This window comes from Aeromonas sp. sia0103 (assembly GCF_963895295.1).
GTDB lineage: Bacteria > Pseudomonadota > Gammaproteobacteria > Enterobacterales > Aeromonadaceae > Aeromonas > Aeromonas encheleia.
In genome coordinates, this window is record NZ_CAWQKG010000055.1 from 33,897 (window position 1) to 59,563 (window position 25,667).

A 25,667-nucleotide genomic window follows, 5' to 3' on the forward strand; every position below is an offset into this window, starting at 1 on the left:
ATGGGCCGCTCAGGTGTGTGCGGGTCGTTGGTCCCGGCCTTCTGCCGCTTGTCTTTGTGCTGAGATGCCAGCTGGCTGAGTTGTTGTTCCTGAAGAAGGCGTTGTTCCCCTTCCTCGGTACGTTGAGCCTGGTGCTGGGTGTTGCGCTGATCCCGATCCGGGAGCATCGCCTGCTCGAATCGCTGTTGCTGCTCTCGACTGGCCCGGGTGATTTGCTGTTCGCCGCAGGAGATGGGTGGCTCCCCGGCGGAGATGATTCGGTTCATGGCTGGTTACATCCTGATCTGCTGGCGGAACTCTTCTTGTTCCTGCTCTTCGTTGTAGTCACGCAGGGCTTGCTGTGCAGCCAGCTCCTGACGGTGAAGTTCGGCAAATTTTTCCTGCTGTTGACGGGCACGATACATGGCCTGCTGGCGCTCCTGCAGCCGGATGCGCTCCTCGGCCACCCGCTCCGCCTGCTCGGCGGCAGTTTGCTCCAGATGGGCTTCCTTTTCCCGTAGCAGGGACACTTGTTGTTGCCACTGCTCCAGCCCTTTGCGATCGACCTGCTGCTCCTGACAGAGGGTGAACAGGCGCTCTTCCTCTCGCAGTCGCCACTGGCGGTATGTCTGGCTCTCCTGCTCAGCCTCCCGCTGGCGGGTGTGAGCCAGCTGCAATCTGGCTTGCTGGGCGGCCAGCTGCTGTTCGGCCTGCTCGAGCCTGAGCGCCTTGATCCGCTGCAAACGACCGATCATCGGGTGAGCGTCTCAAGGGTGGCGAGTGCCTGCTCCAGTGAGCTCGGCTCATGGGTTCCTTGCTTGAGCCACTGACGAATGACTTCGATGCGGGCGATGGCCTGGTCTGCGACCGGATCCTGCCCCTTCTGGTATTCACCGATCTGCAGCAGCAACTCCACCTCTTCATATTTGGCGAGCCAGCTGCGCAGACGGCCGGCCTGCTCTTGATGGGCCGGCTCGATGATCTGGTTCATCACCCGGCTGGCCGAGCGCAGCACGTCGATGGCCGGGTAGTGGTTGGCCGCCGCCAGCTTGCGCGACAGTATGATGTGGCCATCCAGGATCGAGCGTGTCTCGTCGGCGACCGGCTCGGTCATGTCATCCCCCTCCACCAGCACGGTATAGAGGGCGGTGATGGAGCCTTTGTCGGATTGACCCGCCCGCTCCATCAAGCGGGGCAGGGCGGCAAACACCGACGGGGGGTAACCGCGCCGGGTGGGGGGTTCGCCGGCGGCCAGGCCGATTTCACGCTGGGCGCGGGCGAAGCGGGTGACGGAGTCCATCAACAGCAGCACCCGCTTGCCCTGATCCCGGAAATATTCGGCGATGGAGGTGGCGACAAAGCCTGCTTTGGCCCGCTCCATGGCCGGGCGATCCGAGGTGGCGACCACCAGCACTGCCTTCTTGAGACCCTCTTCCCCCAGATCCGCCTCGATAAATTCCCGCACCTCCCGTCCCCGCTCCCCGATAAGGGCAAGTACTGTGACATCCACTTCGGCGCTGCGGATGAGTGAGGCGAGCAGGGTGCTCTTGCCGCCACCGGCGGCGGCGAAGATCCCCATGCGCTGCCCCTCGCCGCAGGTGAGCAGCCCATCGATGGCGCGGATGCCAAGGGAGATGGGTTGCACGATCCGCTTGCGGCTCATGGGGGGAGGGGCATCCCGATAGACCGGATACCAGGCGGCGGGTTCGGGCAGATGGCCGCCATCGAAGGGGTTGCCGAGCCCGTCCAGCACCTGACCCAGCAGATGCTCCCCAACGCCGACCTGATGCATGGAGCCGGTCGGGCTCACCTCTGTGTTGGAGGAGATGCCGAACATCTCGCCAAGAGGGGTGAGCAGGGCCTGATGCTGGGCAAAGCCGATCACCTCCGCCAGCAGGGAGAGGCTGTTGTCCGGGTTGCGCAGGTGGCACAACTCGCCGATGCGCACCCCGGGTACCACGGCCTTGAGCAGGGTGCCTGTCACCTGGGTGACCCGGCCACGGATCTGGATCAACCGGCAGTCGTCGATGGCTTGACGAAGCTGGCCGGGGAGGTGGTCGAGGGAGAGGGTCATAGGGATCGGCGATAGTGAAACTGGTGGCCACTATAGGCGATGCCGACACGTCGGGATTTCAGCGCGAGTCGGGACTTTTTAGAAAATGGTTGGGGGCGGGCTAAAAATTCACGGCTGATTTTGGCATAGGCGACGGGGGGCAATTTTTATAATGCCGCCATCGTCAATCCATTTGTCACGGGAGTGTCCATGGCCATTATCCAGAGCAACCCCTATGCCTCTACCACTCAGCCAGAAGCGCGTGCGGCTGAGGCCACCCCCCGCTCGGTCCCCCAGCAGGGTGGCCAGTTTCAGGGGGAGCGGGTCGTGCTGGCCAGCGCGGCCCAATCTCTGGCCGATGCCGCCGAAGAGCTGACCTTCGTCTTCTCCGAGCGCTCCGAGCTTTCATTGACCAAACGCAAGCTGAGCGATAGCCACGCCAGGATCAGCGAGCTCGAGGAGCTGGTGGGGGATTATCTGGAGAAGGTGCCCGGGCTTGAGCGCCAGCAGAAGATCAAGGAGATGGTCAGCCACCTTGGCAGCGGCCGACTGGCCAACCTCTCCCAGCTGCTGGCTTATCTCGAGAGCTTCTCGGGGGAGGTGAGCGAACAGTTCGAGGCGCTCTGCCAGGCCCGCAATGCACTGGCGGGGCGGCCCGAGCTGCAGGGGACCCTCGCCCTGATCGAGCAGGCGCTGGCCAAGCTGGCCGAAGAGCAAGGCACCGCCATAGTGCTGGGATCCCGCATCAGCGGCCCGGCGGCCGAGGCGGCCAGGCAAGGGGTTGGGGCTGAGCAGGATCTGCGGGATCTCTACCGGGATGCGGTGCAGGACTACCGCGCCCTCTCGGCCGCCTGGCGCGACATTCACAGCCGCTTTGGCAACGGTGCGCTGGAAAAAGTCACCGGTTTCATGATGAAGGCGCTGAGCGCCGACCTCGATACCCAGCAGCGCTGGCTCGACCCGGTCAAGCTTGAGCGGGTGATGAGCGACATGCACAAGCTACGACTGCTCAATACCCTCTCGGCTCAGGTCGACGAGCTGTGGCAACGGGTGAAGGAGGGGTCGGCCCATGGCATACGGGCCTTCTGATCTGATGGGAGACCTGATCGCGCTGGTCGAGAAACGTTGGGCCAGCGTGCGGGATGTGGAGCAGGTAGGCGTGGCGCTCGAGCTGACGGTGTGCCGCGAGCAGGTGCTGCTCTATCAGGAGCTGAAGCGGTTGATCCGCCTGTTGCCGGTGGAGCTGTTCAGCGAAGAGGAGCAGCGCCAGAACCTGTTGCAGTGTTGCCAGGGGGCGCTCGATAACGCCATTGAGCGGGAAGAGGATGAGCTGTCTGGAGATCCTTTATGAACTGGATTGAACCCCTGCTGGTGCAGTTTTGCCAGGATCTGGGAATTGCCATCGGGGACAACCCCCACCACCTGATCCAGCTTGAGCTGGAGCAGAGCGGTACCTTGCAACTGGAACGCCATCAGGGGCAGTTGAGCCTCTGGTTGGCCCGCAGCCTGCCGTGGCATCGGAGTGATGATGCGATCAGGCGGGCCATGACCCTCACTGCGGCGGCACAGGCACCGGCCCTGCCGGTACGGGCAGGCTGGCTGGCAGAGGATCAGTTGATCCTGTTTGTCACCCTGGATGAGCGGGCACTCACCTTGCCGCTGCTCCATCAGGCGCTGCGTACCCTGACCCGGTTGCAACATGAGGTACTGGCCTCATGAGCCGCATCACCGCCGCGCATATAGACATCGAGCAGCTCAGCACCATCATTCGGTGGCGGCCTCACCAGGCGTTGCGCTGTTTGGCTCAGTTCCCACCTGAGGTACCTGCCCCATGAGCCGCATCACCGCCGCGCATATAGACATTGAGCAGCTCAGCACCATCATCCGGTGGCGGCCTCACCAGGCGTTGCGCTGTCTGGCGCAGTTCCCACCTGAGGTATCTGCCCCATGAGTCGCATCACCGCCGCGCATATAGACATCGAGCAGCTCAGCACCATCATCCGGTGGCGGCCTCACCAGACGTTGCGCTGTCTGGCGCAGCTCTCACCTGAGGTATCTGCCCCATGAGCCGCATCACCGCCGCTCATATCGGTATCGAGCAGCTCAGCGCCATCACGCTCGACGAGCAGGAGCAGAGCCTGCCGGGGCGCTATGCCCTGCTGCCGGACGGCCAGTCCATCGAGCCCCATATCAACCGCCTCTACCCCGAGCGTCTGGCGGAGCGGGCACTACTCGACTTTGCTGCTCCCGCCTGCGGCTTTCACGAGCTGCTGCGACCGCGGGACTTCAACCAGGCGATGCAGGGATTGCGGGCGACCCTGGCCGGCGTGCAGTCGGCCGAGTTGCAGGCTGCCGCCAGTCTGCTTGAGCAGATGCATCTGGATGAACAACTAATGCAGATGACCCTTCATCTCTTGCACAAGGTATGACCATGACCCTCTCGTCACGGCAGCAGGACTTGCTGCTGCTCACCGGTTGGCTGCACCTGCAGTATGGCCATCCCGATCGGGCCTGCACCCTGCTTGCCGCCCTGCTGCAGCTTCACCCCGAGCATCAGGCCGGACGGCGCGCCCTGCTGGTGGCCCTGCTCAGATCGGAGAAGGGAGAGGAGGCATTGAACCACGCCGAGTGCCTGATGCGGGACGGGGATGCCGATGGGGCGCTCTGGCTCTGCCGCAGCCGGGCCTGCCAGCTGGCAGGACGACTCGATGAAGCCCGTTTCGCCTATCAACATTATCTCGAACTGGAAGAGCAGAATGAATCAACGCTCCCTTGAGCTGCTGCGCCGGATAGGCGAGCGCAAGGACATCATGCTGGCGGTGCTGCTGCTTGCCATCGTCTTCATGATGGTCTTGCCGCTGCCGCCGGTGGCCCTGGATATTCTCATCGCCATCAACATGACCATCTCTGTGGTGCTGTTGATGATGGCGGTCTACATCAACTCCCCTCTGCAGTTCTCCGCCTTTCCGGCGGTGTTGCTGATCACCACCCTGTTCCGGCTCGCGCTCTCGGTGAGCACCACCCGGATGATCCTGCTGCAGGCCGATGCCGGCCAGATCGTCTACACCTTCGGCAACTTCGTGGTGGGGGGCAATCTGGTGGTGGGGATCGTCATCTTCCTCATCATCACCATCGTCCAGTTTCTGGTGATCACCAAGGGCTCGGAGCGGGTGGCGGAAGTCAGTGCCCGCTTCTCCCTCGATGCGATGCCCGGCAAGCAGATGAGCATCGACGGTGACATGCGCGCCGGGGTGATAGACGTGCACGAGGCCAGGGACAGGCGCGGGGTCATCGAGAAGGAGAGTCAGATGTTTGGCTCCATGGATGGCGCCATGAAGTTCGTGAAGGGGGACGCGATCGCGGGCCTCATCATCATCTTCGTCAACATCCTGGGGGGCGTCACCATAGGGGTGACCCAGAAGGGACTGTCGGCGGCCGATGCGCTTCAACTGTATTCCATCCTGACGGTGGGGGACGGCATGGTCTCCCAGGTGCCAGCGCTGCTGATCGCCATCACCGCAGGAATCATAGTCACCCGGGTCTCCTCTGAGGAGTCATCCGATCTGGGTACCGACATCGGCGCCCAGGTGGTGGCCCAGCCCAAGGCGCTGCTGATCGGTGGCATGTTGTTGCTGCTGTTCGGCTTGATACCGGGCTTCCCCATGGTGACCTTCTTCACCCTGGCCGCCGTGGTGACGGCGGGCGGCTACTTTATCGGGCTGCGCCAGCGCAAGGAGCAGAGCGGCAACAGTCAGGACTTGCCTACTGTGCTGGCTCAGGGAGCTGGCGCGCCAGCGGCGCGCAGCAAGCCCAAACCGGGCGGCAAGCCCAGAGGCAAGCTCGGCGAGAAGGAGGAGTTTGCCATGACGGTGCCCCTGCTGATCGATGTGGATGCCGCCCTGCAGGCCGATCTGGAGGCGATAGCCCTCAATGAAGAACTGGTGCGGGTGCGGCGGGCACTCTATCTCGATCTCGGGGTGCCGTTCCCCGGCATCCATCTGCGCTTCAACGAGGGGATCGGGCCTGGGGAATATCTGATCCAGCTGCAGGAGGTGCCGGTGGCTCGCGGTCTGCTGCGACCGGGTCATCAGCTGGTGCAGGAGAATGCTTCCCAGCTCGATCTGCTGGGGATCCCCTATGAGGAAGGGGCACCGCTATTACCGGGGCAGACCACCTTGTGGGTGGCCAATGAACACCGGGAGCGGCTCGAAAAATCCCGTCTGGCGGCACTCACCACAGATCAGGTGGTGACCTGGCACCTCTCCCATGTGCTGCGCGAATATGCTGAAGACTTTATCGGCATTCAGGAGACCCGGTATTTGCTCGAGCAGATGGAGGGGAGCTATGGCGAGCTGGTCAAGGAGGCGCAACGTATCATCCCGTTGCAGCGGATGACCGAGATCCTGCAACGACTGGTGGGAGAGGACATTTCGATCCGCAACATGCGGGCCATCCTGGAGGCCATGGTGGAGTGGGGCCAGAAGGAGAAAGACGTGGTGCAGCTCACCGAGTACATCCGCAGCAGTCTCAAACGCTACATCTGCTACAAGTACGCGAACGGCAACAACATCCTGCCCGCCTACCTGCTCGATCAGCAGGTGGAGGAGCAGATCCGGGGCGGTATCCGCCAGACCAGTGCCGGCAGCTACCTGGCGCTCGATCCTGCCGTGACCCAGGGCTTTCTGGATCAGGTCCGCCATACCGTGGGGGATCTGGCCCAGATGCAGAACAAGCCGGTACTCATCGTCTCCATGGATATTCGCCGCTATGTGCGCAAGCTCATCGAAGGGGACTATCACGCCCTGCCGGTACTCTCCTATCAGGAGCTGACCCAGCAGATCAACATCCAGCCGCTGGGGAGGGTCTGCCTGTGACCCGCGATCCTCTGTTGCCCTGGTTTGAAGCGCGGGGGATAGCCTGCGCCAGGCATACCCTGTGCAGCACTCCGATCCCGCTGGGGCATGTCTTCGAGCATGCCGGCCTCCGGGTAGCCTGGCGCGTCGAGCCGTCGGAGCGACGCATCTGGATTGTGCTTATCGAGAGGGCTCATGCCAGGCAGGGGCTGATCAATCCCTTCTCTGCCCTGTATCTCTTGGCTCAAGCCGGTTTTGCCGCGCTGGGGGGCGGTTTCCACCTGTACGGCAATGTCAGCGTGCTCAATGGCAGCACCTTGAGCGGTGAGCGGCTTGCCCGTTTCTACCGTCGCTGGGCCGGGGCGGCAGAGCCCCAGCCTGGCTGGTTTTCACTCGATGTGGCGGAGGTTATCTCATTGACATCCATGAGAAAACAACAAAACAACAAAACAACGACCTCTCTTGATAGGAACGATTGGCACCCGAAAATAAAATAGGAGGCAAGATGAAGGAGCACCAAGGTAGCGAGCATGACGAGGCGATTGCGAAGGCGGAACTGGCCATCAGAGACAGTGATCATCGTACGGCCTTATTGAACGAGATGTGGAACGCCCTCGATATCAGCCCGCAGGTGACCAGCTTGTTGTTTGCAGAGGGCTCAGTGTCAGAAAAGTCACAGGCTGAGCAGGAGTTGTTGGGTGAGCTTTATCGCCGCCGCCAGCTTTCCCCACCAGAAACAAATAACGGAGTCCGCCCCAGACGCCCGGCCATGATGCGCGGTTTGGTAATATAGGATATAGCGATGGAAATCAGCTCATATAACAAAGACCCCCAAATATTTCTGTCTGATCTTGGCAAAGTCAAGTTGGATGATCTACAAGGTGGAAAGTCAACTTTATTAAAGGATTTAGTTGATTCTCTCAAAGAGAAAAAAATAAAAATCACCGCCACCTATGATCAAAAAATAGATAGCGCGAAATTTACAGATAAAGTGGTGAGTGACGACGAAGAGCTATTAAAAAAAGTGCTTGCCTATTTTATGCCTGCCGATTCTGTAAATCCTGGTGGGCAATATGATAGCCAAATAAAGGCGGGCTTTGAGCAATTCAAGAAAATCATCACTGATGCCGCTGCCGCAGGGAAGACGAGTTATTCTCTGCGAGAATTTTTGGCTGTGACCCATTTCTCACTCACACCTGACCGTATTGATGATGATGTTATTGGGGTGTTTCTTGACACCATGAATAACCATAGCAATAAGCGGGATGTGCTTAAGAATGACGTGGGCAGGCTGACCGCCGAGCTAAGAACATATTCTGTCATACAGTCGGAGATCAGTACGGCTCAGCAACACAATGGAACCGTGCAGGTGGGCTCGCAAGGCATCAATCTGTTTGACTACAAGCTCTATGGCTACGGCAGTCATGCGGAATTTGTCAAGAAAGATGCGAATGGTCAATATAACCCTCAGTACCAGTTGCTGAAAGACATTGCCACCGAGAGGGGGGTTGACCCGACTAATTTGAAAGACGACAAGCTGGTAGTGTTATCAATAAAGGACTTCTTGCTCTCTCCTAAAAAGGATACCGGGGCCCTGAGTGATGTTAAGGATTCCTATGAATACAAGAAAGATAATAATCCATTAAGCAATTTTGCGACGACGGTCAATGATAGGTCCAAGCCACTTAATGACAAGCTCAGTCAAAAAACCACCGAGCTTAATGATATCAGCTCTCGTTATAACGCTGTCATCGAGGCACTTAATCGCTTTATCCAGAAATACGAGAGTGTCATGCAACAGATCCTTCAGGCTATTTAATTCTCAGGAGCAGTAATGGAACACGATATGACTCAGGTAGACGAACAGGCGGTAGAGGCCTTCCTGCAGGATGGGGGCACCCTTGCCATGCTCAACGAGGTGTCCAGCGATACGTTGGAGCAGCTCTACACCCTGGGTTTCAACCAGTATCGCGCCGGCAAGTACGACGAGGCACACAAGATCTTTCAGGCCCTCTGCGTGCTGGATCATTACGAGGCGCGTTTCTTTCTGGGGCTGGGAGCTTGCCGTCAGGCGCTGGGCCAATTCCAGTTGGCCATCGATAGCTATAGCTATGGCGCCATGATGGATCTCCAGGAACCCAGATTCCCCTTCCATGCCGCCGAGTGTCTCCTGCAGATGGGAGAGCTCGAAGGGGCCGAGAGTGGCTTCCACTCGGCCCAATTGTTGATGGCAGCAAAGCCTGAACTGGCGGAGTTAGCCACCCGCGCCGGCATCATGTTGGAAGCTGTTAAAGCAAAAAAGGATATGCAGAATGCATCCGATAACCAGTGATCGCCCTCTTCCCATCGGAGGGGCCCAGCTCCCCTTGGTTGAGGACAACAAGGGTACCGCTCAGACCACCCAGGTAGCGGCCGGTGAGCTCAATAATAGAAGCGAGGGACGGGTTCAGGGGGTGGATCTACCGCAGCCCAAGCCTGGTATCAATCAGCAGGTGACTCCTGCTCAGCAGCAGGAGCTGGGGCAAGTGATGAAGACGGTCCAGCAGGGGGCGGCCAATGCCTCCAAGCTGCTGGCCCACTCCTCCCTGTTGACCAAATTGGCCTTTACCTCTCCCGAAGAGTTCGAGATCGAGCTGGGGAAGATGACCAGCGAGCTGGAGCAGACCCAGAAGAAATTGAAGCTGGCCGATATTGAGCGGGCTCGCGCCGAAAACCTGAAAAAGATCGATGAAAACCAGACCAAGATGAAGGAGGCCGGGGAAGCCGCCGATAAAGCCAAGAAATCCGGTCTGGCCGCCAAAATCTTCGGCTGGATCAGCGCCATCGCCTCCATCGTTCTCGGGGCCATCATGATCGCCACCGGTATCGGTGCCGCGGCCGGCGCCATGATGATCGTCGGTGGTGCGGTTGGTATTGCCAATATGGCAGTGCAGCAGGCCGCCGAGGATGGTCGCATCTCCCCGGAGGATATGAAGATTCTGGGGCCTATCATGATGGCTGCGGAGATTCTGATTGCCATTATCACTGTTGTGGTCACCTTGGGAACCAGCGCCGCGAGTACCGCCTCGAAAGCTGTCAAATTCGCTACCCAGGCGGCTGATCTAGTGCTCGATGTGAGCGGCGGCGTGACCAAGACAGTCGACAGTGCGATGCAGGCCCACTTGCAGACCAAGCAGGCGGATCTGCTGGAGAACCGTCAGGCAATGACCTTGCTGGAGGGGGTGATGGACAAGCTCAAGGATGCCCTGTCCCAGATGACGGAGGCGTTCCAGCAAGTGATGGAGATGATCTTCCAGATGATCACGGCCAGAGGGGCCATGTTCAATAACCTCGCCAGCAGACCGGCAGCCATTTAAGGAGAGTTCGATATGAGCAGTGTCAATACCAACAACACCCAGGGTAGCAGCTATGTCGCTCCCACCGGCAATGACGGGGTGCAGAGCAAGGAGGGCGTTACCGGCCAGCGGACGACCCATGAGGCGGGTAACAACACGTCTGTCAAAGGATCTCAATCTCAGGCTATGCCCGAGTTGATCCGGCCGCGCCAGGGGTTAGATGCGAGTCTGCTGACCAAGGGTAGTTCAGAGCTCGATAGCACTCTCAGCATCATGAGCCTGCTGTTCGAGATGGCGCGCCGAGCCCGCGAGATGGGGTTGCAGCAGCGGGACATGGAGAACCAGGCCGTGATCTCCGCCCAGAAGGATCAGGTGAACGAGATGCGCAGTGGCGCCAAGCTGATGATTGCCATGGCGGTGGTGTCCGGGGTGATGACCGCAGTTTCGGCCGTCATGGGAGGCTTCTCCATGAGCAAATCGGCCAAGGCCGTCAAACAGGACAAGGCCCTCAACGCTAACATCACAGGTCGGCAGAAGGATCTACAGCAGCTTGGGGACATGAAGAAAGCGGCTGGCCTGGATATAGGGGATGCCGGACAGGAGCTGACTGCAAGGATCAGTAACGACAAGGCGGCCCTGAAGACCCTGAACAAGAAGTTTGATGCCAACAACAGTCGCCAGCAGCTCGTCAGTACCGTGCTGCAAGGAGGTACCCAGATGGCCAATAGCTCCATTCAGGTTAGCCAAGGGTTCTCCCAGGCGGATGCCAAGGAAGACGAGGTGCGTTCCAGCGTGGCCCAGACGCAGAAGCAGAAAGTGGAAGATCAGATGAACTTCAACAGCGGCTTCATGAAGGATGTGTTGCAGATGATGCAGCAATACGCCCAGAGCCATAACCAGGCCATGCGAGCCGCATTCGGCGTTGCATAATCATGATGTTGTTCAAGGCGCCCACCCGGGCGCCTTTTTGTTTTTCTGGCTTTTTTTCTTAAAAGAGCCGCCTTTGAGTGACAGCCAGGATTGCTGCGACAGGCTAACATCCCTCCCTCTCTGCTGGAGGAAATCATGGATGTAACTGTCATCATCAATCAACTGCTAGCCGAATTTGCCACCAAATATGGTTTGCCATCCCTTGTTCTCAATCAGGAGGGGGTCGCAGCACTCTGCTTTGATGAGCGACTGCAGTTGAGCCTGATCCTGGTGCCGGAGCGAGATCATCTGGTGTTGCAGGCCGATGTGGCCGAGCTGCATCAGGTGGGCGAGGGGATCTTTCGCCAACTGGCCAGCTTCAACCGCCATTGGTATCAGTTCAATCTGCACTTCGGGTTCGATGAGGAGAGCCTGACGGTACAACTCTATCGTCAGATGGCGGCCAGCCAACTGACGCTGGTGCAGCTTGAAGAGAGTCTCGCCAGCATGCTCGAGCATGCCGAGTTTTGGCAGGAGTTGCTGCGACCCCAAGAGCAGCCGAGTGATAGCAGTGATGAGGTGGTGGGGGTGCGGGTATAACCATGAAGATCCAGGAATCACCCAGTAGTGCCGCGCTGCAGACTATTGGCCAGAACACGGCGAAAGACTTTGCCGGCAGAGCAATGAGCTCCATGCAGGTTGCCGCTGGTCAGCTGCCCTTGTCGGCCTTGCTACGTCCTGCCGTTATCCTTAATCGGGTGCAGGAGTTGACACTTCAGCGTTTGCAACAGGGCGAGCACATGCCGCTGGCCGAACGCAAGATCCGCGTGCTATGAGCCGCCTGCTTGCCTTGCTGCTGATAGTCATGTTGTCGGGCTGCGTCTCGACACCGGTGGTGCAACCCCCCCTGCTGCAACTGAAGGGGGAGGTGCAGCTTGCCGGGGTATTGCCACGACCAGCCATCGTGGAGGTGGCGGTGCTGAGTGTGATCAAGGGGCGTCTGCTGCAGGTTGCGGCCACCGAATATGAGGTGAGCATATTGCCGCTGGCATTTGATGTGCGGCTGACACCCTTGCAGCTTGCAGAAGGGGAGCTCTATCTGCGTACCCGCTTGCGTTTCAGCGGCAGTTCGGGGATACAAGCCACTCATCAGCAGAAAGTTTTTAAGGATTTTAATAATGAGAAAATAGTTATTAAATTGCAGCCAAAAACCTGTTATCCACAATGTCAGCAGTAAGGTGATTAATAAACAAGTCTGAAATCAAACAGTTATTTGTTTATCATGCGGTATTAAATGTTTTTTTTTGTAACGAACTATCTTCCAATGGGATGGTTACTTTTTGTAATAATTAGATAAATGCACAAGTAGTGCACTAGCTCTAATATTTGGCTGGTTTTTCTGTTGATGGCTGTTGTAGGATGCCCTCCCGAATTTCAATGGTGATTAATTTGTCGCCTTGAAATTGATTACGTCACACAAAAATAAATAAAACGCCAATAATAAGATGTCCAGCGGAAGCCTTCTTCAGCTGAGATGTTACTGGCACTACGCGCAGATTCAGGAAAACGACATATGAAGGGCATTACTACCGCAGAGAAGGGCGATATAGCCCTGCTCCAGTGGCGCATGTCTGCTTTTAACGTCATCGAACATTCACAAGAGGGAATATATATTCTCTTGGAAGGCTCGATGAAGTGGCAAGACTGCACCGACACCTACGAGTTATCCTCCAACGAACTGATGTTCGTGCGCCGTGGCAACTATGCGGTCTGTACCGGTGAAGGCCCTTGTCGCCTGCTTTGGCTACCCTTTTCCAGTACCTTCCTGCAAGGCTTCTTACAACGTTTTGGCTCACTGCTCAGTGAAGTAGCCAGAGTCGATGGCATGGCACCCAGCTTATTGCCTTTCAACACGTCCCCCTTGCTGACGCAGTGTATTCAGGGTTTGTGCGGCTTGACGGAGCATGCGCATCCACCCGCTCTTGCCCAATTGCGCACCGAGGAGTTGTTGTTCCTGCTGGCATTTGGCGAGCAGGGTGCCCAATTGATGTCCATCTTACGGCAGTTGAGCAATCGCCAGGTCGAGCGGTTACAACACTTCATGGAAAAGCATTATCTGATGGAGTGGAAGTTGAGCGTATTTGCCAAAGAATTTGGCATGGGATTGACTACCTTCAAGGAGTTATTTGGCTCGATATATGGCGTCTCCCCCCGGGCTTGGATCAGTGAACGGCGTATCCTCTACGCTCATCAGTTATTGCTCAATAGTGAGATGAGCATCGTCGATATTGCAATGGAGGCCGGCTTCTCCAGTCAGTCCTATTTTACCCAGAGCTATCGCCGTCGTTTCGGGTGCACACCAAGCCGTGCCAGGCATGGCGGAGATTAACGCCGGACTAAAATAATCTGACGTTTTTTATAAGCCAGGAGAGGGGGCAATGTATAGAATGACCCACATATCGCAGCATTATCCCATTATTGCCCGCAGCAAGATGAGCAAGGCATAGCATGAGTCAGCAAGATCACCATTCACCTAACCAGGGCCTGTTTGCAGGTCGTCGGGTCACCGTTGTCCAAGCTGACACCCTGAGTCGGGATCGCTTGGTCGGGCGACTGTCCGCGCTCCGTTATCAGGATGCCGGAGTGATCACATCGCAGCAGCTGGGGTTATTGCAACGCTTGTTGCCAAGAACCCAGCTGGAGACTTTGTTGGGTTCTATCTGGTTCCAACGTCGCCTGGATGCGGCGCTGGTCGTGTCGCGCCAGGAACTGCAGCAGATCCTGCGACTGGCGGGCAGTGAAGGCCACGACTGGTTGCAACAACTGGGGGACAGCATCAATCTGGCGGATCGCAGCCTGCTGTGGCACTGGGTGCTCTATCCCCTGCATCACTGGTGGGTTCAGCGTCTGGAGCCCCTCTACGGTAGCTGGCTCAACGAGCAGGAACAGCTGCAGGTCATGCGGCGGCAGCTCCGTGCTCAGGCGGTATTCTGGCAGACGGTCGTCGATGTGCCGGTGGATCTTGAGACCCGGATTGAGGCCCAGCTTGCCCAGTTGGACCAGCGTGAGCAGGAGTTACAGCAGTTGCAGGCACAGTGTGAGCAGCGTCTCCAGCTGGCCTGGCCTGCCTGGTATGAGCTGCAGAGCAAAGAAGGTGATCCGGATAGCCTGATGCCGGTACCGCTGGAGCTCGGCGCATTCTGGCATGCCCTGCAGGCTCTGCCTCATCAACCCGCTGCGGCGCAGACCCTGCACGAATGGCTGGCTAGCCGGGGGATCTCCCTGGCTCAGGATCACTTCTACTGGCAACCGCCCGCGCGTTAGATAGCCCGAGGAATTATGCACACTCTACTGAATCGATTGGCCGCAAAGCTTGGCCAAGGGGCTTTTATTGCCGATGCACAGGGTAAATACCATCTGCGGCTCGATGGTTACCCTCTTTTCTTGACGCCGAGGGCGGGTGAATTGTTGCTGAGCACCCCCCTCGAAAGCAGTCAGGCCGCGCAGGGGGAGGCCTATGATCCGGCGCTGTTGAAGCGCTTGCTGCAACAAGTGGTGGCCTGGGGGCGCCATGCTCCTCATGCCCTGGTGCTGGACGAGCTGGGCAACCTGCAACTGGAAGCCAGGCTTGGGCTGGAGGGGTTGGATGAGCAGCGCCTGGAAGAGCACCTGAGCCAGCATATTACCTTGCTGGAGCGGCTGGAACCCCAATTGACCGAGGCCGCATTGGCCCCCCAATGGAGACAGATGATATGGCACCCTTGAGTGTGCAAAGACTGGTTCGCCCTTTTTTGTGGCTCTGCATAGGTGTGACCGCCTGGCTGCGGCCCGTCGTGGCCCAGGAGCTGGACTGGATACCCATGCCGTACAGCTACGTCGCGGAAGGGGAGAGTCTGCGCGATGTGTTGGTCAACTTTGGAGCCAACTACGAGGTGTCGGTGGTGGTCAGCGACAAGGTCAATGATCAGGTCAATGGTCAGTTCGAGCATGACGAGCCGCTGGCTTTCTTGCAGCAACTCGCCTCCCTCTACAATCTGGTCTGGTACTACGACGGCAATGTGCTCTATGTCTTCAAGAACAGCGAGGTGCAGTCCCGTCTCATCAATCTGGAGCAGACAGGTGCGGCCGAGTTGAAACAGGCATTGCAGCGTGCCGGGATCTGGGAGCCCCGTTTTGGCTGGCGCCCCGATGCGGACAACCGCCTGGTCTATGTTTCCGGCCCACCGCGCTACCTCGAATTGATTGAACAGACCGCGGTGGCGCTGGAGCAGCAGTCTCAACTGCGCAGTGAAAAGACGGGTCCGCTGGCCATCGAGGTTTTCCCGCTCAAATATGCTTCGGCGGTCGATCGCTCTATCCAGTATCGCGACACCGATGTGGAGGCTCCCGGTGTGGCGACCATTCTGGCTCGGCTGCTCAGCGATGCCGGGGTGCAGATGGTCAACGGGGAAGGGAAGAAGGGCGGTGCCTCCGTGTCGGGTCAGGCCATAGTCCAGGCCGATCCCTCTCTCAACGCCGTGATAGTGCGCGATGCGCCGGAGCGGATGGCGATGTACGGCAAATTGATTGCGGCGCTGGATAAACCGGCGGCGCGCATCGAAGTGGCGCTCTCCATCATCGACATCAATGCCGAGGATCTCTCCCAACTGGGGGTGGACTGGCGAGTCGGGATCAGCACCGGTTCCAACCAGCAGGTGATCATCAAGACCACCGGCGATCGCGAGGGGATTGATGCTGGGGCTGCACTGGGTAGCCTGGTAGATACCAAAGGACTCGACTATCTGCTGGCCAGGGTCAATCTGCTGGAAAACGAGGGAAATGCCCAGGTGATTTCCCGTCCGACCCTGTTGACCCAGGAGAATACTCAGGCGGTGATCGACCACAGCGAGACTTACTACGTCAAGATCAGCGGTGAGCGGGTGGCCGAACTGCAGGGGATCACCTACGGCACCATGCTGCGGATGACGCCACGGGTTATCCAGATGGGTGAGAGGCCCGAGATCAGCCTGAGCCTGCATATCGAGGATGGTAGTCAAAAGCCCAACAGCTCCGGCACGGACGGTATTCCAACGATCAGCCGCACCGTGGTGGACACCATAGCCAGGGTCGGGCACGGCCAGAGTCTGCTGATCGGGGGCATCTACCGTGACGCGCTGAGCGAGAGTCTGAGCAAGGTGCCTTTCCTTGGCGATATTCCCTATCTGGGCGTGCTGTTTCGGAGCAAGGAGAGTCAGACCCGGCGCTCGGTACGACTCTTCATCATCGAACCGAAGCTGATCGATGATGGCATCGCCCACTATCTGTCTCTGGGCAATGGTCAGGATCTGCGGGCCGGCGTGCTGGGGGCCGATGAGTTTTCCAACCAGAGCCTCTCTCTTGGCAAGGTGTTGAGTGGCGCCCAGTGCCAGCCACTGGCGGCCGCTCGCGAGGTGCAGCAACTGATGCGCCAGGCGGGCAAGAGCTCCTCCCTGACGCAATGCCGGATGGGTGGCGAGCTGGGCTGGCGACTGGTTGAGATGAGCAAGGAACAGAAGTGCAGCCCTGCCGCTCAATGGTGCATGCAGGCAGTCAACGACGGGACAACCCGATGAGCTGGAAATGCCGCGTGTATCGCGGGCTCAACCGCGGGGTCGAAGTCCCCTTGCCGGAGGGGCGCCTGGTCATAGGGGCCGATCCTCTGCAGGCCGATCTGGTGCTGGTGGATGAAGGCATGGCGTCTGTGCATCTGGTGCTGATGGTGACTGCCGAGGGGATCACCCTGCAGGAGTGGGACGAGGGCATTACCCCGACTCAGGATGGCATGACGCTGGAGGCCGGCGCCTCGCTCATGGCCGGGACACGGCTGGAGGCTGGCACCTTGCTCTGGAGTTTCTGCGACAGTGGCCGCTCGCTGCCTGAGCAGCTGGAGGTGTCGACTATCCTGGCCGCCCCCCCTCGCCAGCGGCCGCGTGCCGGTCGTGCCGACATCTGGATGGTGATGCTCTGTCTGGCAATGGTCGGGGGCGTGTTGGCCCTGCTCGGTTATGGCTGGTGGCAGGGCCGTGATGAGAGTGACGTCGCCCGTGGTGAGCAGGTGTTGAAGCGTTTTCTCGCAGCCCCGGCCTATCAACAGGTGGTGCTCAAGCATGCGGAATCCGGGCTCTGGCAGCTGTCTGGTTATGTCGATGAGAACAGCTCCCGCCTCGCACTGCAGCAATACCTCGAGGGCAACGGTTTCAGTTACCGGCTCGAGCTGCGCAGCATGGAGGACTTGCGCCAGGGGGCCGGGTTTATCCTGCAAAAGCTGGGGTATGAGCAGCTTCAGGTTCGCAATGGCAAGGCGCCGGGTTGGCTACGGCTAAGCGGTGAGATCGATACACAGCATGCGAAGTGGAACCAGATAGAGTTGCTGCTCAAACAGGAAGTCCCAGGTGTATTGGGGGTCGAGAATCAGGTGCAGATTGCCGGCGCCTCTCGCAAACGGCTCGATGCCCTGTTGCAGGGACATGGGCTGGCGGGGCTCTTGCGGGTGAAGGAGGTTGGCGATCGCATCGAAGTCTCAGGCTCATTGGATGAGGGTCGGATGGGGCAGCTTCAACTGGTTCAGCAGCAGTTTCGCAAGGAGTTTGGTAGCCATCCAGTGCTGGTGCTGCTCAGCCCGGATCGGACCCCCCGTCAGGATGAGCTGGAATTTGATGTGCGCAGCGTGTCGCTTGGCCGGGTTCCCTACGTGATCCTGGCGAACAATCTGCGCTATCCCGTCGGGGGCGCCACTACCAGCGGGGTGCGGGTGCTGGCCATTCGCCGCGATGCTGTGGTGGTGAGCAAGGGCAAACAGCAATACATCGTCAGGTTAACAGGAGACGAGCGTCATGATGACCCATTTGGAAGTGCAACTGTCAGGCGCTGATCCCGCGTTTGCCCGTGAGCTGCATGGGCAGCTTGTCCAGGCGCAGGGCGCGTTGAAGCGGCAACTGCTGCGTGGTGGTGCCCCGCAGCAGTACCGGCAGTGGCAGCAGGAAGTCGACGCCATCGAGGCGGGGCTCAAAATCATTGAAAACATAAAGGGAGAATGACCATGGCTAGTGAGAAATTTTTCTTAAATGGAGGGGCAAATAATAACACCCTCGACAGTGTAGCCAAGTCACTGAAAGATCAGGCGAATGAGAGTAACCAGGCAGTCAACAAAGCGATTGCTGATATGAAAGACGCCCCGGACAACCCCGCGTTGCTTGCCGAACTGCAGCACAAGATCAACAAGTGGTCGGTTATCTACAACATCAACTCCACCGTGACCCGCGCCATGAAAGACCTGATGCAGGGCATCTTGCAGAAGATCTGATGATGAACGCTCAACTCAAACGACAGCTTGCCGAACTGGCGCTGGCAGGTACTGGGCATCACTGCCACCAAGAGGCGGCAACCATAGCCGATTGGCTGGCGGGTGAAACTGGCATGGCGGAGTGTGTGACGCTGATCCGCCTCTCATCTCTGATGAATCAGGGAGACTACCAGGGCGCGTTGCTGATGGGCGCGGCGCAGGGGAGCCCGGACATCGAGCCCTGGTTGGCGCTCTGTGAATGGCGGCTTGGCCAGTCTGATGCGTTGGCGGCGCGACTCGCCCGGCTGGAAACCAGCACCCAGCCGACCCTGCAGCAGTTTGCGGCGGGTCTGCGCGAGCAGATGGCGTCATGAAAATTGACAGCAACGAGCATCCCGCTCGGCAGGGGGGGCAGGAGTTGCAGGCGCGCCCCCCCGAGCCGGCAGCCCAGCGTCAGTTCGAACGATTGCTGGTCAAAGGGGTAGAACCTGGTCTGTTTGCTCGCTGGCAACAGGGGGAACCGCTCAAGAACCTGTTGGACAAGGTCCCCCCGGCCGCACAGCGGGATCTGCTGTGGCAGATCTACCAGCAGGAGGGCAAACCGGCACAGGAGATTGGCAAGCAGTTGTTCCAACCTGTGACTCAGCAACTGATCGAGCGGTTCGGTGGGCGCGAGTTACCCGTCGTCTCCGCCATCGACTTGCCCGAATTACGGGCCATGATGCGGGAATTTGATCCGCTGGCATCACGACGGGAAAAAGTACTGCTGAATATGATGGCGGACCTCAAGGGTGAGCAGGGGACACTGCCTCCCGAGCGGGAGTATCTGGGGGAACTGGCTCGCCGCGAGCTGATGACCCTGATCCCGCTCAACAGCATGGTGAATAATCTGATGCGCTATTCGCACAAACTTGATCTGGAGGCGTGATGGAAATTGCACAGTCTGCCCAGGCGGTCGTGACCAGCCTGGATGAGTTGAAAACAGCGGACGCCTCCTCTGCCCAGGTTGCCAGCTTCGAGCAGGCGATGGGGGCATCCTCGCAGGGATTGGGAGGCTCGTTGCTGGGGGAGCTCGGAGAGATAAAGCAGCAGTTTGTCGAGGCCAAGAAGAGCCTTGAGGCCGAATTGGCCACACCGGGGGATGATCCCAACAGCCTGATGCAGATGCAGTGGTCGCTGATGCGCATCACCATGCAGGAGGAGTTGATCGCCAAGACGGTGGGCAAGATGAGCCAGAACGTAGAAACCCTGTTGAAGACCCAGTGAGGTAGTGTGAAGAGATCGATGCTGATGGGGGTGGTATTCACCTCCCTGCTCCTCAGTGGCTGCAAAGTGGAACTCTATACCGGGGTCAGCCAGAAAGAGGGCAACGAGATGCTGGCGTTGCTGCGTACCGAGGGGATCTCCTCGGACAAGCAACCGGACAAGGACGGCAATATCAAGCTGTTGGTGGAGGAGTCCGATGTGGCGCAAGCCATAGAGACTCTCAAGCGCAAGGGGTATCCGCGTGAAAGTTTCTCCACCCTGCAGGATGTGTTTCCCAAGGACGGCCTCATCTCCTCACCGACCGAGGAGCGGGCCCGCCTCAACTACGCCAAGGCGCAGGAGATCTCACATACCCTCTCCGAAATAGACGGCGTGCTGGTGGCCAGGGTGCACGTGGTGCTACCGGAAGGCAATGAGGGGTTCGGCAAGAAAACCTCTCCCGCCTCGGCATCCGTCTTTATCAAGCATGCCGCAGATATCCAGCTGGACACCTATATCCCGCAGATCAAGCAGTTGGTCAACAACAGCATCGAGGGCTTGGCTTACGACAGGATCAGCGTGGTGCTGGTACCGTCGGCCGATATCCGCCAGATGCCGTTGATGTCGCGCAACACCAGTCTCTTCGCCATCGAGGTGAGCGAAGCGTCCAAGTGGCGCCTGTCAGGCTTGATAGCCCTGTTGCTGGCACTGCTGGTGACCACCAACCTGGCCCAATACCTGTGGCATCGGAGCCGGAGTCGCTGATGGCCGTCGGTTTGACGCCTTACCAGTTGCGTTTCTGCCCGGCCAGCTACCTCCATGAGGCCCACTTTCCCGCCGCATGGTGCTGGCTACAGGCGCCGTTATCGGATTGGCGGAGGCTACCAGCCATCAACGGTGCCCTGCTCGACGAGCTGGCTTTGGGGATTGATTACGAGATGCCTGCTCCCCTGGGGGGGCTGGCCCTCTTCCCCCTGGCGGAACTTGCGCTGGTGCTGCGCCGTCTCGGCGCCGTGCTGCACGGGGAGGGGATCCGGCATTGTCTGCTGGCTCCTGCCCTGCGCCAGATCATTGCCTTGCTGGGGGAGGAGGGGCACAGGACCGTGCTCTCCCAGCTCGATCTGCTGATCGGACCCTGGCCTGCGGGGTGGCAGCAACCATTGCCAGCACCGCTGGATGGGGCATATCTGGAGCAGGCCGGGTTGCAATTCTGGCTGGCTGCGGTGGGGGATGCGGATCCTGATTGGGCTCGCCGTCTCGCCCTGCGGCTCCCGCCTGCGACGCAGGTTTCATCATGGCGCCTGGTTGCCGAACAGCTGCCGCTGGCTCGGGCGCTCTGTCTCAAGATAGCCAAACAGGTAACACCACAATGCTGCCATTTGTTGAAATAAAGAGTGAGCACCTGCAACTGGCGCCGAGCCAGCGCATCTTGCGCAGTCAGGATTACCAATCCTACCTCAGCGCCCAGGCGTTGGTGGAGGCGGCCCGGGCGCAGGCGGCCGAGATAGTGCAGGAGGCCCACGCGGTTTACGAGCAGCAGAAGGCGCTCGGCTGGCAGGCGGGCATTGAAGAGGCCCGCTGTGAACAGGCGGTGCTTGTTCACCAGACCCAGTTGCAGTGCCAGACATACTACCGCACGGTCGAGCAGCAGATGAGTGAGGTCGTGCTGCAGGCCGTGCGCAAGATCTTGCAAGATTATGATCAGGTGGCACTCACCCTCAAGGTGGTACGTGAGGCGCTCTCCCTGGTGAGCAACCAGAAGCAGGTGACGGTGCGCATCCATCCCGACCAGGTGCAGGCCGTACGCGAACAGATTGCCCAGGTACACAAGGATTTTCCCGAGATTGGCTATCTGGAGATCTCGGCCGATGCCCGGCTAGATCAGGGAGGCTGCATCCTGGAGACGGAGGTGGGGATCATCGATGCCAGCCTTGATGGTCAACTGGACGCCTTGTCGCGGGCGATGTCGGCAACCTTGGATCGAGCCGAAGCCCACGGGATGAAATAAACGCCAGCATCGACAAAATCGCGGCTTTTGTTGCCAAACGACCACCGATCGCTTCCCTAAAATGGACACAATTCCATCGTAACAGGAGAAGCGCCATGCAGATTCAGCAAGCCCCCCGTCTTTCCCACCCGACCCAGTCAGGTGTGGTTGAACCATCCCCGAGTCAACGGCAGGAGATCGCCCCCAGCCTTGCGGCTACGCTGGGAGGCGTAGCAGGTCCACAACTGGAGTCGGTGAGCCACGCCCCCTTGGCCGCATCTTCGAAGTACGACATGATCTGCGAAGGTTGTGGTCCCCGCCAGGTGACCATCACCCGTCAGCAGGATGGTTCGGCGTCCGTCACCCTGCAGCGACCGCCGCTCACCAGCCTGGTGCTCAGTGGCGGCGGCGCCAAGGGGGCGGCCTATCCTGGTGCCATTCAGGCGCTGGAGGCACAGGGCAAACTGGAGGGGATCCGCACTCTTTCCGGCTCCTCCGCCGGGGCCATCACGGCAGCCCTGCTTGCTGCAGGCATGAATGCCAGCGAGTTCAAGGCCCTGTCCGACAAGATGGACTTCATCTGTCTGCTCGATTCGCCGGTGAAAAGTATCAATCTGGCGCAGCACATGAGCGGGGAGAGTGGCAAGACGATCGCCGGCGTGCTCGAAAAGCTCAAGCTCGGCAAGCTGGGCAGCTTCGTACAACTGCTGAGCAACATCTTGCCGCGCCTGAAATCGGAGGCGGTCCCGCTTGAAAAGACGCTCAAGCAGGAGTCGGGCCGCTCTGTACTGGCGCAATTGAAGGCGCATCCTGAGCTGGCCAGCCGACCCGAAATTGCAAGCATTCGGCAGCGCCTCGAACAGGGGGGCGGTGTGACCTTCGGCGATCTGGCCCGGCTTAGCCGCCACATCCCGGCCATCAAGGAGCTGAATATCACGGGTACCGGCATGTTCGATGGCCGCCCCCAGATGATCCTGTTCAACGCCAGCTTGACGCCGGACATGGAGATTGCTCGCGCCGCCCATATCTCCGGCTCGTTCCCGATCGTCTTCAGTCGTCCAGAGGAGCAACACCAGCCTTTCCTGGCGCAGGGCGAACGGCTGTCACTGCAAGATGGCGGCGTCATGCTCAATGTCCCTGTGCCCGAACTCATCCATCCCGAGGCCAGGGGGGCGACCATCTCCGAGCACGATAACCTGATCCTCAAGTTCGAGGGTGACAGCGGTAAACCGGCCGATCGCGGTACTCTCAAGGGGGCGGTGGCGGACTGGGTGGTTGGTGCGCCGGTCGGCGCCCGTTCTGCGCTGCAAACCAGGGGGCTGGATGCGTTTGCCGATCAGATGGTGACAGTGCCTCTCAAGAGCGAGCACGGCGACTTCACTGGGACCTTGAGCGGCACACTCAACTTCACCATGAGCGATGCCGACAAGCAGCATCTGCAGGAGAAGCTGGCCGAGGTGGTGGGACAACATCTGGACGTCAGAGCAAGCGACCGCAAGGCTTACCAATTCCAGGATCTGGAATCGGCCCTGTTGGCGCTCTCCGAGCGGGATTTTGCTGCGGTGGCCCGGGAGAGTTCCCCCGAGGTGCAGGCGATGGCTCATTTTCGTCAAGCCGCTCAGGAGCAGCTCTCCGTCGTCGTGGCATCGGTTCTGAGTCAGGACCCGTCGGTCCGACTCGAGCTGTCGGGCTCCCTGGCCCAGGCTCTTGGGCTGCTTGGTGAGCTGGCCGATTCAGCGGCCCGGCGGGACTGGCTTGCCATTCAGTTCAACCAAGGGGACAACCCTGCGCTGGCACGGCTGCTTGATACCCCGAGTACGACCGGGCGTTTCACTGTGCTGGATCAGGGCAAGGAAGAGGCCAAACGTCGTGAGGTGGCGACGGTGGCCCACAACATCATTCAGGAGGTGATTTATCCTTCCTTGTTCCGTCCTGGCCAGCCAGACGCCAATGTGGCGCTGCTGCACAAAACCGAACACGCCCTCATCGACGCCATTGCACCGGCCGAGGTCAATGCGGCCCTGGGGGAACTGGCCGACAACTATGGGGCCCGCAACAAACCCTGGAGCAAGCCTCTCTCATCCACCACTGTTACCCAGGCCCGATCCTGGATGATGAAGGAGTGAGCATGCTGGCCGATTGGTTGAGTGCGTCCGGACTGACTCTGCCTGCTGCGGGTGAAAGCCGCCTTATCCGGTTTGAGGACGCACCAGAATTATGGCTCGAGAAGATTGGCGGGCAATATGTGCTGGCACTGCCGCTGGCACCGCTTCCCTCCAAGATGCTCGTCGGCGTCATGCTGCTGCTGTTGCAGGTCAACAGTCCACTCTCTACATTGCAACCGGCCAGACTGACCGTCGATGGTCAGGGTCAGCTGCTGCTGTGGTGTGCCTTGGATGAACAGGCGGAGCAATCGACGTGTCAGTCTGCCTGCGATCTGTTGCATGGCGGGTACCACGCGCTACTTCCTTTATTGCAGGCTCCGGAGGAAAGCATTCCGGTCCGGGGAGGCAGTCTGTTTGTCTAAATAAAAAAGAGGGCAGGCAGCCCTCTTTTATTATGCGGATACGCGGAGTTATTCGAACGTTTTTGGCGTCGACTCCATTTTGTTCTGAGCTTCGCCAAAGCATGAAAAAGTGAATTTCTCCCTGAATTTCCTCAAGTTCTCTAGACACTCCAATACCTTAAAATGAGGTGACTATTGGGGGGGTTATGACCCGTCAGCGTTATCCAGAAATATTCAAGAGCGAGGCCGTCAAGCAGACCACCGAGCGTGGTCGCTGGTGGTGGATGTTTTCCGTACCCGCGGGTCTTTTGCCGTAGGGGGGTATGCTGGGCTCAAGTAATATGGGGCTCCCCAGAGCCGCGACATGAAGAGTCTGCTCTGCAAGCTGCAATTCGCCGGTTAAAAGCCGAACTGCGTCAAGTTACCGAAGAGAGAAATATCTTAAAAGAGGCCACTGTAGATTCAATAGACCAACGCGCCAGTGAGAGGGCGAGCGGTTAATGGGGTTGGTCAAACAGTCCTGGCAGGAAAGTGGTGGCGATTCATACAGTGTCCAGGGTTCGCCGAACTGTTCAAGTCCATACGCAAGGGCGACAAATTGATCGTACCCGCTGTTGACCGTCTTGGGCGCAATACCATCGATGTGTTGAATACGGTTGAGGCACTGCAAGGCAAGGGTGTTTCAATCATCAGTCTGCGGGAGGGATTTGACCTGTCCACGGCCATCGGCAAAGCCATGCTCACCATCTTGGCTGCCGTTGCCGAGCTGGCGCGCTCGAACATCAAAACTCGTCAGATGGCCGGCACTGCCAAGGCGAAGGCAGAGGGCAAGGCGCTCGGACGTGAAAAGACAATTGACGATGCCGCCGTCTCTAGCTGGCACAAAGAGAACTCAGCGAGCATTAAATTGACCGCGGAACACTTTGGGATCTCGCCCGCCCGCGTGAAACGCGCTTGTCGGGTAGCGGCTCTTCTCTTAATGGTGGGTAATGGTGGGTCACAACGCTATGGGTGCTCCCCCACAGCCAGCGTTATGTACGATGCCGTACAGAACTGTGCGCAGCCCCGTGTTAAATCTTCGTCACGGCGAACGGATTGCATTGGTGCTGCCGGGCGCGCGGTTTTCAACCCTCGAGGAAGGACCCATCATGAACCACAAACTCAGTGCCCCTTTGCTCGTAGCCGGTCTGTTGCTGCCGCCGGTAGTTGGCCATGCCGCCGAGACCTCCTATGGTGCCGATGCCACGACGACCACGGAATCGACGGCAATGGAATATGTCGAGGATTCGATCATCACCACCCAGATCAAGGCCGAACTGGCCGCCGAGCAGATGTTCAGCCTGGTCGAGATCCATGTCGATACCGACCAGGCCGGGGAGGTTGTCCTGAGTGGCCGTGCGGCGGATCAGGCGGCGGTGGACAAGGTCGTCTCTATTGCCAAGGGAGTCGAGGGGGTGACCTCTGTCAAACATGACATCAGGGTCGAGTCCGACCAGTAGG

Annotated in this window: 33 protein-coding genes and 2 pseudogenes; 33 read left to right on the forward strand and 2 right to left on the reverse strand. The window is 59.1% G+C overall.

Features of this window, described 5'->3' with window-relative positions; translation table 11 throughout:
• Positions 1-272 precede the first annotated feature (272 nt).
• Together sctO and ascN are read right to left on the reverse strand one after the other, a co-directional pair.
• On the reverse strand, positions 273-734 hold the full coding sequence (sctO, locus tag AACW18_RS16090; protein ID WP_042654978.1) for a type III secretion system stalk subunit SctO: 462 nt from the start codon (positions 732-734) through the stop codon (positions 273-275).
• On the reverse strand, positions 731-2,053 hold the full coding sequence (gene ascN, locus AACW18_RS16095; RefSeq protein WP_218389209.1) for a SctN family type III secretion system ATPase AscN: 1,323 nt from the start codon (positions 2,051-2,053) through the stop codon (positions 731-733). Before ascN ends, sctO begins: the two co-directional genes overlap by 4 nt.
• 189 nt (positions 2,054-2,242) lie before the next feature.
• Here ascN and sctW point away from each other — a divergent pair, with 189 nt between their 5' ends.
• The 33 genes and pseudogenes from sctW (at position 2,243) to AACW18_RS16260 (ending at position 25,666) form a co-directional block, all read left to right on the forward strand.
• On the forward strand, positions 2,243-3,121 hold the full coding sequence (gene sctW / locus AACW18_RS16100) for a type III secretion system gatekeeper subunit SctW (protein WP_218389210.1): 879 nt from the start codon (positions 2,243-2,245) through the stop codon (positions 3,119-3,121).
• Positions 3,102-3,383 carry a type III secretion system gatekeeper subunit Acr1 gene (gene acr1 / locus AACW18_RS16105; RefSeq protein ID WP_042654975.1) on the forward strand — a complete coding sequence of 94 codons (282 nt, stop codon included), beginning with the start codon at positions 3,102-3,104 and terminating at the stop codon, positions 3,381-3,383. Before sctW ends, acr1 begins: the two co-directional genes overlap by 20 nt.
• Positions 3,380-3,751 (forward strand): SycN family type III secretion system chaperone Acr2, encoded by a 372-nt coding sequence (gene acr2 / locus AACW18_RS16110; protein WP_218389211.1) that lies wholly within the window; start codon positions 3,380-3,382, stop codon positions 3,749-3,751. The genes acr1 and acr2 overlap by 4 nt, the downstream gene beginning before the upstream one ends.
• Before the next feature lie 344 nt (positions 3,752-4,095).
• Positions 4,096-4,461, forward strand: a complete 366-nt coding sequence (gene ascX / locus AACW18_RS16115) for a type III secretion system protein AscX (RefSeq protein WP_218389212.1) — start codon at positions 4,096-4,098, stop codon at positions 4,459-4,461.
• A 2-nt stretch (positions 4,462-4,463) separates the two neighbouring features.
• Positions 4,464-4,808 (forward strand): type III secretion system chaperone AscY, encoded by a 345-nt coding sequence (gene ascY / locus AACW18_RS16120; protein ID WP_305730706.1) that lies wholly within the window; start codon positions 4,464-4,466, stop codon positions 4,806-4,808.
• The gene (gene ascV / locus AACW18_RS16125; RefSeq protein WP_305730707.1) at positions 4,741-6,906 is read left to right on the forward strand and encodes a SctV family type III secretion system export apparatus subunit AscV; all 2,166 of its coding nucleotides are present in this window, start codon (positions 4,741-4,743) and stop codon (positions 6,904-6,906) included. The genes ascY and ascV overlap by 68 nt, the downstream gene beginning before the upstream one ends.
• A complete protein-coding gene (locus AACW18_RS16130; RefSeq protein WP_218389215.1) occupies positions 6,903-7,382 on the forward strand; it encodes an LcrR family type III secretion system chaperone in 480 nt (159 codons plus the stop codon). The genes ascV and AACW18_RS16130 overlap by 4 nt, the downstream gene beginning before the upstream one ends.
• An 8-nt stretch (positions 7,383-7,390) precedes the next feature.
• Complete coding sequence (locus tag AACW18_RS16135; RefSeq protein WP_042654970.1) at positions 7,391-7,678, forward strand: LcrG family type III secretion system chaperone; 288 nt, start codon at positions 7,391-7,393, stop codon at positions 7,676-7,678.
• Between the two features lie 9 nt (positions 7,679-7,687).
• Positions 7,688-8,704, forward strand: a complete 1,017-nt coding sequence (locus AACW18_RS16140; RefSeq protein ID WP_218389216.1) for a virulence-associated V antigen — start codon at positions 7,688-7,690, stop codon at positions 8,702-8,704.
• A 15-nt stretch (positions 8,705-8,719) separates the two neighbouring features.
• Entirely contained in the window at positions 8,720-9,217 is a 498-nt protein-coding gene (locus AACW18_RS16145) for a SycD/LcrH family type III secretion system chaperone (RefSeq protein WP_218389217.1), read from the forward strand.
• Positions 9,198-10,241, forward strand: coding sequence for a type III secretion system translocon subunit SctE (sctE, locus tag AACW18_RS16150; protein ID WP_218389218.1), 1,044 nt, complete (start codon positions 9,198-9,200; stop codon positions 10,239-10,241). Before AACW18_RS16145 ends, sctE begins: the two co-directional genes overlap by 20 nt.
• Positions 10,242-10,253: 12 nt before the next feature.
• Positions 10,254-11,150, forward strand: a complete 897-nt coding sequence (locus tag AACW18_RS16155; protein WP_218389219.1) for a YopD family type III secretion system translocon subunit — start codon at positions 10,254-10,256, stop codon at positions 11,148-11,150.
• Between the two features lie 135 nt (positions 11,151-11,285).
• Positions 11,286-11,729 carry a type III secretion system chaperone gene (locus tag AACW18_RS16160; protein WP_218389220.1) on the forward strand — a complete coding sequence of 148 codons (444 nt, stop codon included), beginning with the start codon at positions 11,286-11,288 and terminating at the stop codon, positions 11,727-11,729.
• Positions 11,730-11,731: 2 nt separating this feature from the next.
• Positions 11,732-11,965 (forward strand): T3SS regulon translocated regulator ExsE family protein, encoded by a 234-nt coding sequence (locus AACW18_RS16165; protein WP_218389221.1) that lies wholly within the window; start codon positions 11,732-11,734, stop codon positions 11,963-11,965.
• On the forward strand, positions 11,962-12,366 hold the full coding sequence (locus tag AACW18_RS16170; protein ID WP_218389222.1) for a YscW family type III secretion system pilotin: 405 nt from the start codon (positions 11,962-11,964) through the stop codon (positions 12,364-12,366). Before AACW18_RS16165 ends, AACW18_RS16170 begins: the two co-directional genes overlap by 4 nt.
• A gap of 336 nt (positions 12,367-12,702) precedes the next feature.
• Entirely contained in the window at positions 12,703-13,518 is an 816-nt protein-coding gene (locus AACW18_RS16175; RefSeq protein WP_042654963.1) for an AraC family transcriptional regulator, read from the forward strand.
• Between the two features lie 119 nt (positions 13,519-13,637).
• Positions 13,638-14,453: a T3SS regulon anti-activator ExsD domain-containing protein gene (locus tag AACW18_RS16180; RefSeq protein ID WP_218389223.1), complete on the forward strand. Its 816-nt coding sequence runs from the start codon at positions 13,638-13,640 to the stop codon at positions 14,451-14,453.
• Positions 14,454-14,468: 15 nt separating this feature from the next.
• Positions 14,469-14,894, forward strand: coding sequence for a YscB family type III secretion system chaperone (locus AACW18_RS16185; RefSeq protein ID WP_042654961.1), 426 nt, complete (start codon positions 14,469-14,471; stop codon positions 14,892-14,894).
• Positions 14,867-16,720, forward strand: coding sequence for a type III secretion system outer membrane ring subunit SctC (gene sctC / locus AACW18_RS16190; protein WP_218389224.1), 1,854 nt, complete (start codon positions 14,867-14,869; stop codon positions 16,718-16,720). The genes AACW18_RS16185 and sctC overlap by 28 nt, the downstream gene beginning before the upstream one ends.
• Positions 16,717-18,018 carry a type III secretion system inner membrane ring subunit SctD gene (gene sctD, locus AACW18_RS16195; RefSeq protein WP_218389225.1) on the forward strand — a complete coding sequence of 434 codons (1,302 nt, stop codon included), beginning with the start codon at positions 16,717-16,719 and terminating at the stop codon, positions 18,016-18,018. Before sctC ends, sctD begins: the two co-directional genes overlap by 4 nt.
• Positions 17,981-18,184 carry an EscE/YscE/SsaE family type III secretion system needle protein co-chaperone gene (locus tag AACW18_RS16200; protein ID WP_218389226.1) on the forward strand — a complete coding sequence of 68 codons (204 nt, stop codon included), beginning with the start codon at positions 17,981-17,983 and terminating at the stop codon, positions 18,182-18,184. The genes sctD and AACW18_RS16200 overlap by 38 nt, the downstream gene beginning before the upstream one ends.
• 2 nt (positions 18,185-18,186) lie before the next feature.
• Entirely contained in the window at positions 18,187-18,450 is a 264-nt protein-coding gene (gene sctF, locus AACW18_RS16205; protein ID WP_218389227.1) for a type III secretion system needle filament subunit SctF, read from the forward strand.
• Positions 18,450-18,803, forward strand: a complete 354-nt coding sequence (locus tag AACW18_RS16210) for a YscG family type III secretion system chaperone (RefSeq protein WP_042654956.1) — start codon at positions 18,450-18,452, stop codon at positions 18,801-18,803. Before sctF ends, AACW18_RS16210 begins: the two co-directional genes overlap by 1 nt.
• A complete protein-coding gene (locus tag AACW18_RS16215) occupies positions 18,800-19,357 on the forward strand; it encodes a YopR family T3SS polymerization control protein (RefSeq protein WP_218389228.1) in 558 nt (185 codons plus the stop codon). The genes AACW18_RS16210 and AACW18_RS16215 overlap by 4 nt, the downstream gene beginning before the upstream one ends.
• Positions 19,357-19,695, forward strand: a complete 339-nt coding sequence (gene sctI / locus AACW18_RS16220) for a type III secretion system inner rod subunit SctI (protein ID WP_218389229.1) — start codon at positions 19,357-19,359, stop codon at positions 19,693-19,695. Before AACW18_RS16215 ends, sctI begins: the two co-directional genes overlap by 1 nt.
• Positions 19,696-19,701: 6 nt before the next feature.
• The gene (gene sctJ, locus AACW18_RS16225; RefSeq protein ID WP_197720896.1) at positions 19,702-20,439 is read left to right on the forward strand and encodes a type III secretion system inner membrane ring lipoprotein SctJ; all 738 of its coding nucleotides are present in this window, start codon (positions 19,702-19,704) and stop codon (positions 20,437-20,439) included.
• Positions 20,439-21,065 (forward strand): Yop proteins translocation protein K, encoded by a 627-nt coding sequence (locus tag AACW18_RS16230; RefSeq protein WP_218389230.1) that lies wholly within the window; start codon positions 20,439-20,441, stop codon positions 21,063-21,065. The genes sctJ and AACW18_RS16230 overlap by 1 nt, the downstream gene beginning before the upstream one ends.
• Positions 21,044-21,682, forward strand: a complete 639-nt coding sequence (locus tag AACW18_RS16235; protein WP_218389231.1) for an HrpE/YscL family type III secretion apparatus protein — start codon at positions 21,044-21,046, stop codon at positions 21,680-21,682. The genes AACW18_RS16230 and AACW18_RS16235 overlap by 22 nt, the downstream gene beginning before the upstream one ends.
• A 95-nt stretch (positions 21,683-21,777) precedes the next feature.
• The gene (locus tag AACW18_RS16240) at positions 21,778-23,787 is read left to right on the forward strand and encodes a patatin-like phospholipase family protein (protein WP_218389232.1); all 2,010 of its coding nucleotides are present in this window, start codon (positions 21,778-21,780) and stop codon (positions 23,785-23,787) included.
• A gap of 2 nt (positions 23,788-23,789) precedes the next feature.
• The gene (locus AACW18_RS16245) at positions 23,790-24,188 is read left to right on the forward strand and encodes a hypothetical protein (RefSeq protein ID WP_218389233.1); all 399 of its coding nucleotides are present in this window, start codon (positions 23,790-23,792) and stop codon (positions 24,186-24,188) included.
• Between the two features lie 185 nt (positions 24,189-24,373).
• Positions 24,374-24,626 (forward strand): annotated as a pseudogene (locus AACW18_RS16250) (hypothetical protein); the annotation flags it as partial.
• A 22-nt stretch (positions 24,627-24,648) separates the two neighbouring features.
• A pseudogene (locus AACW18_RS16255) lies at positions 24,649-24,987 on the forward strand (recombinase family protein); the annotation flags it as partial.
• Between the two features lie 328 nt (positions 24,988-25,315).
• The gene (locus AACW18_RS16260; RefSeq protein ID WP_218389234.1) at positions 25,316-25,666 is read left to right on the forward strand and encodes a BON domain-containing protein; all 351 of its coding nucleotides are present in this window, start codon (positions 25,316-25,318) and stop codon (positions 25,664-25,666) included.
• Position 25,667 lies beyond the last annotated feature (1 nt).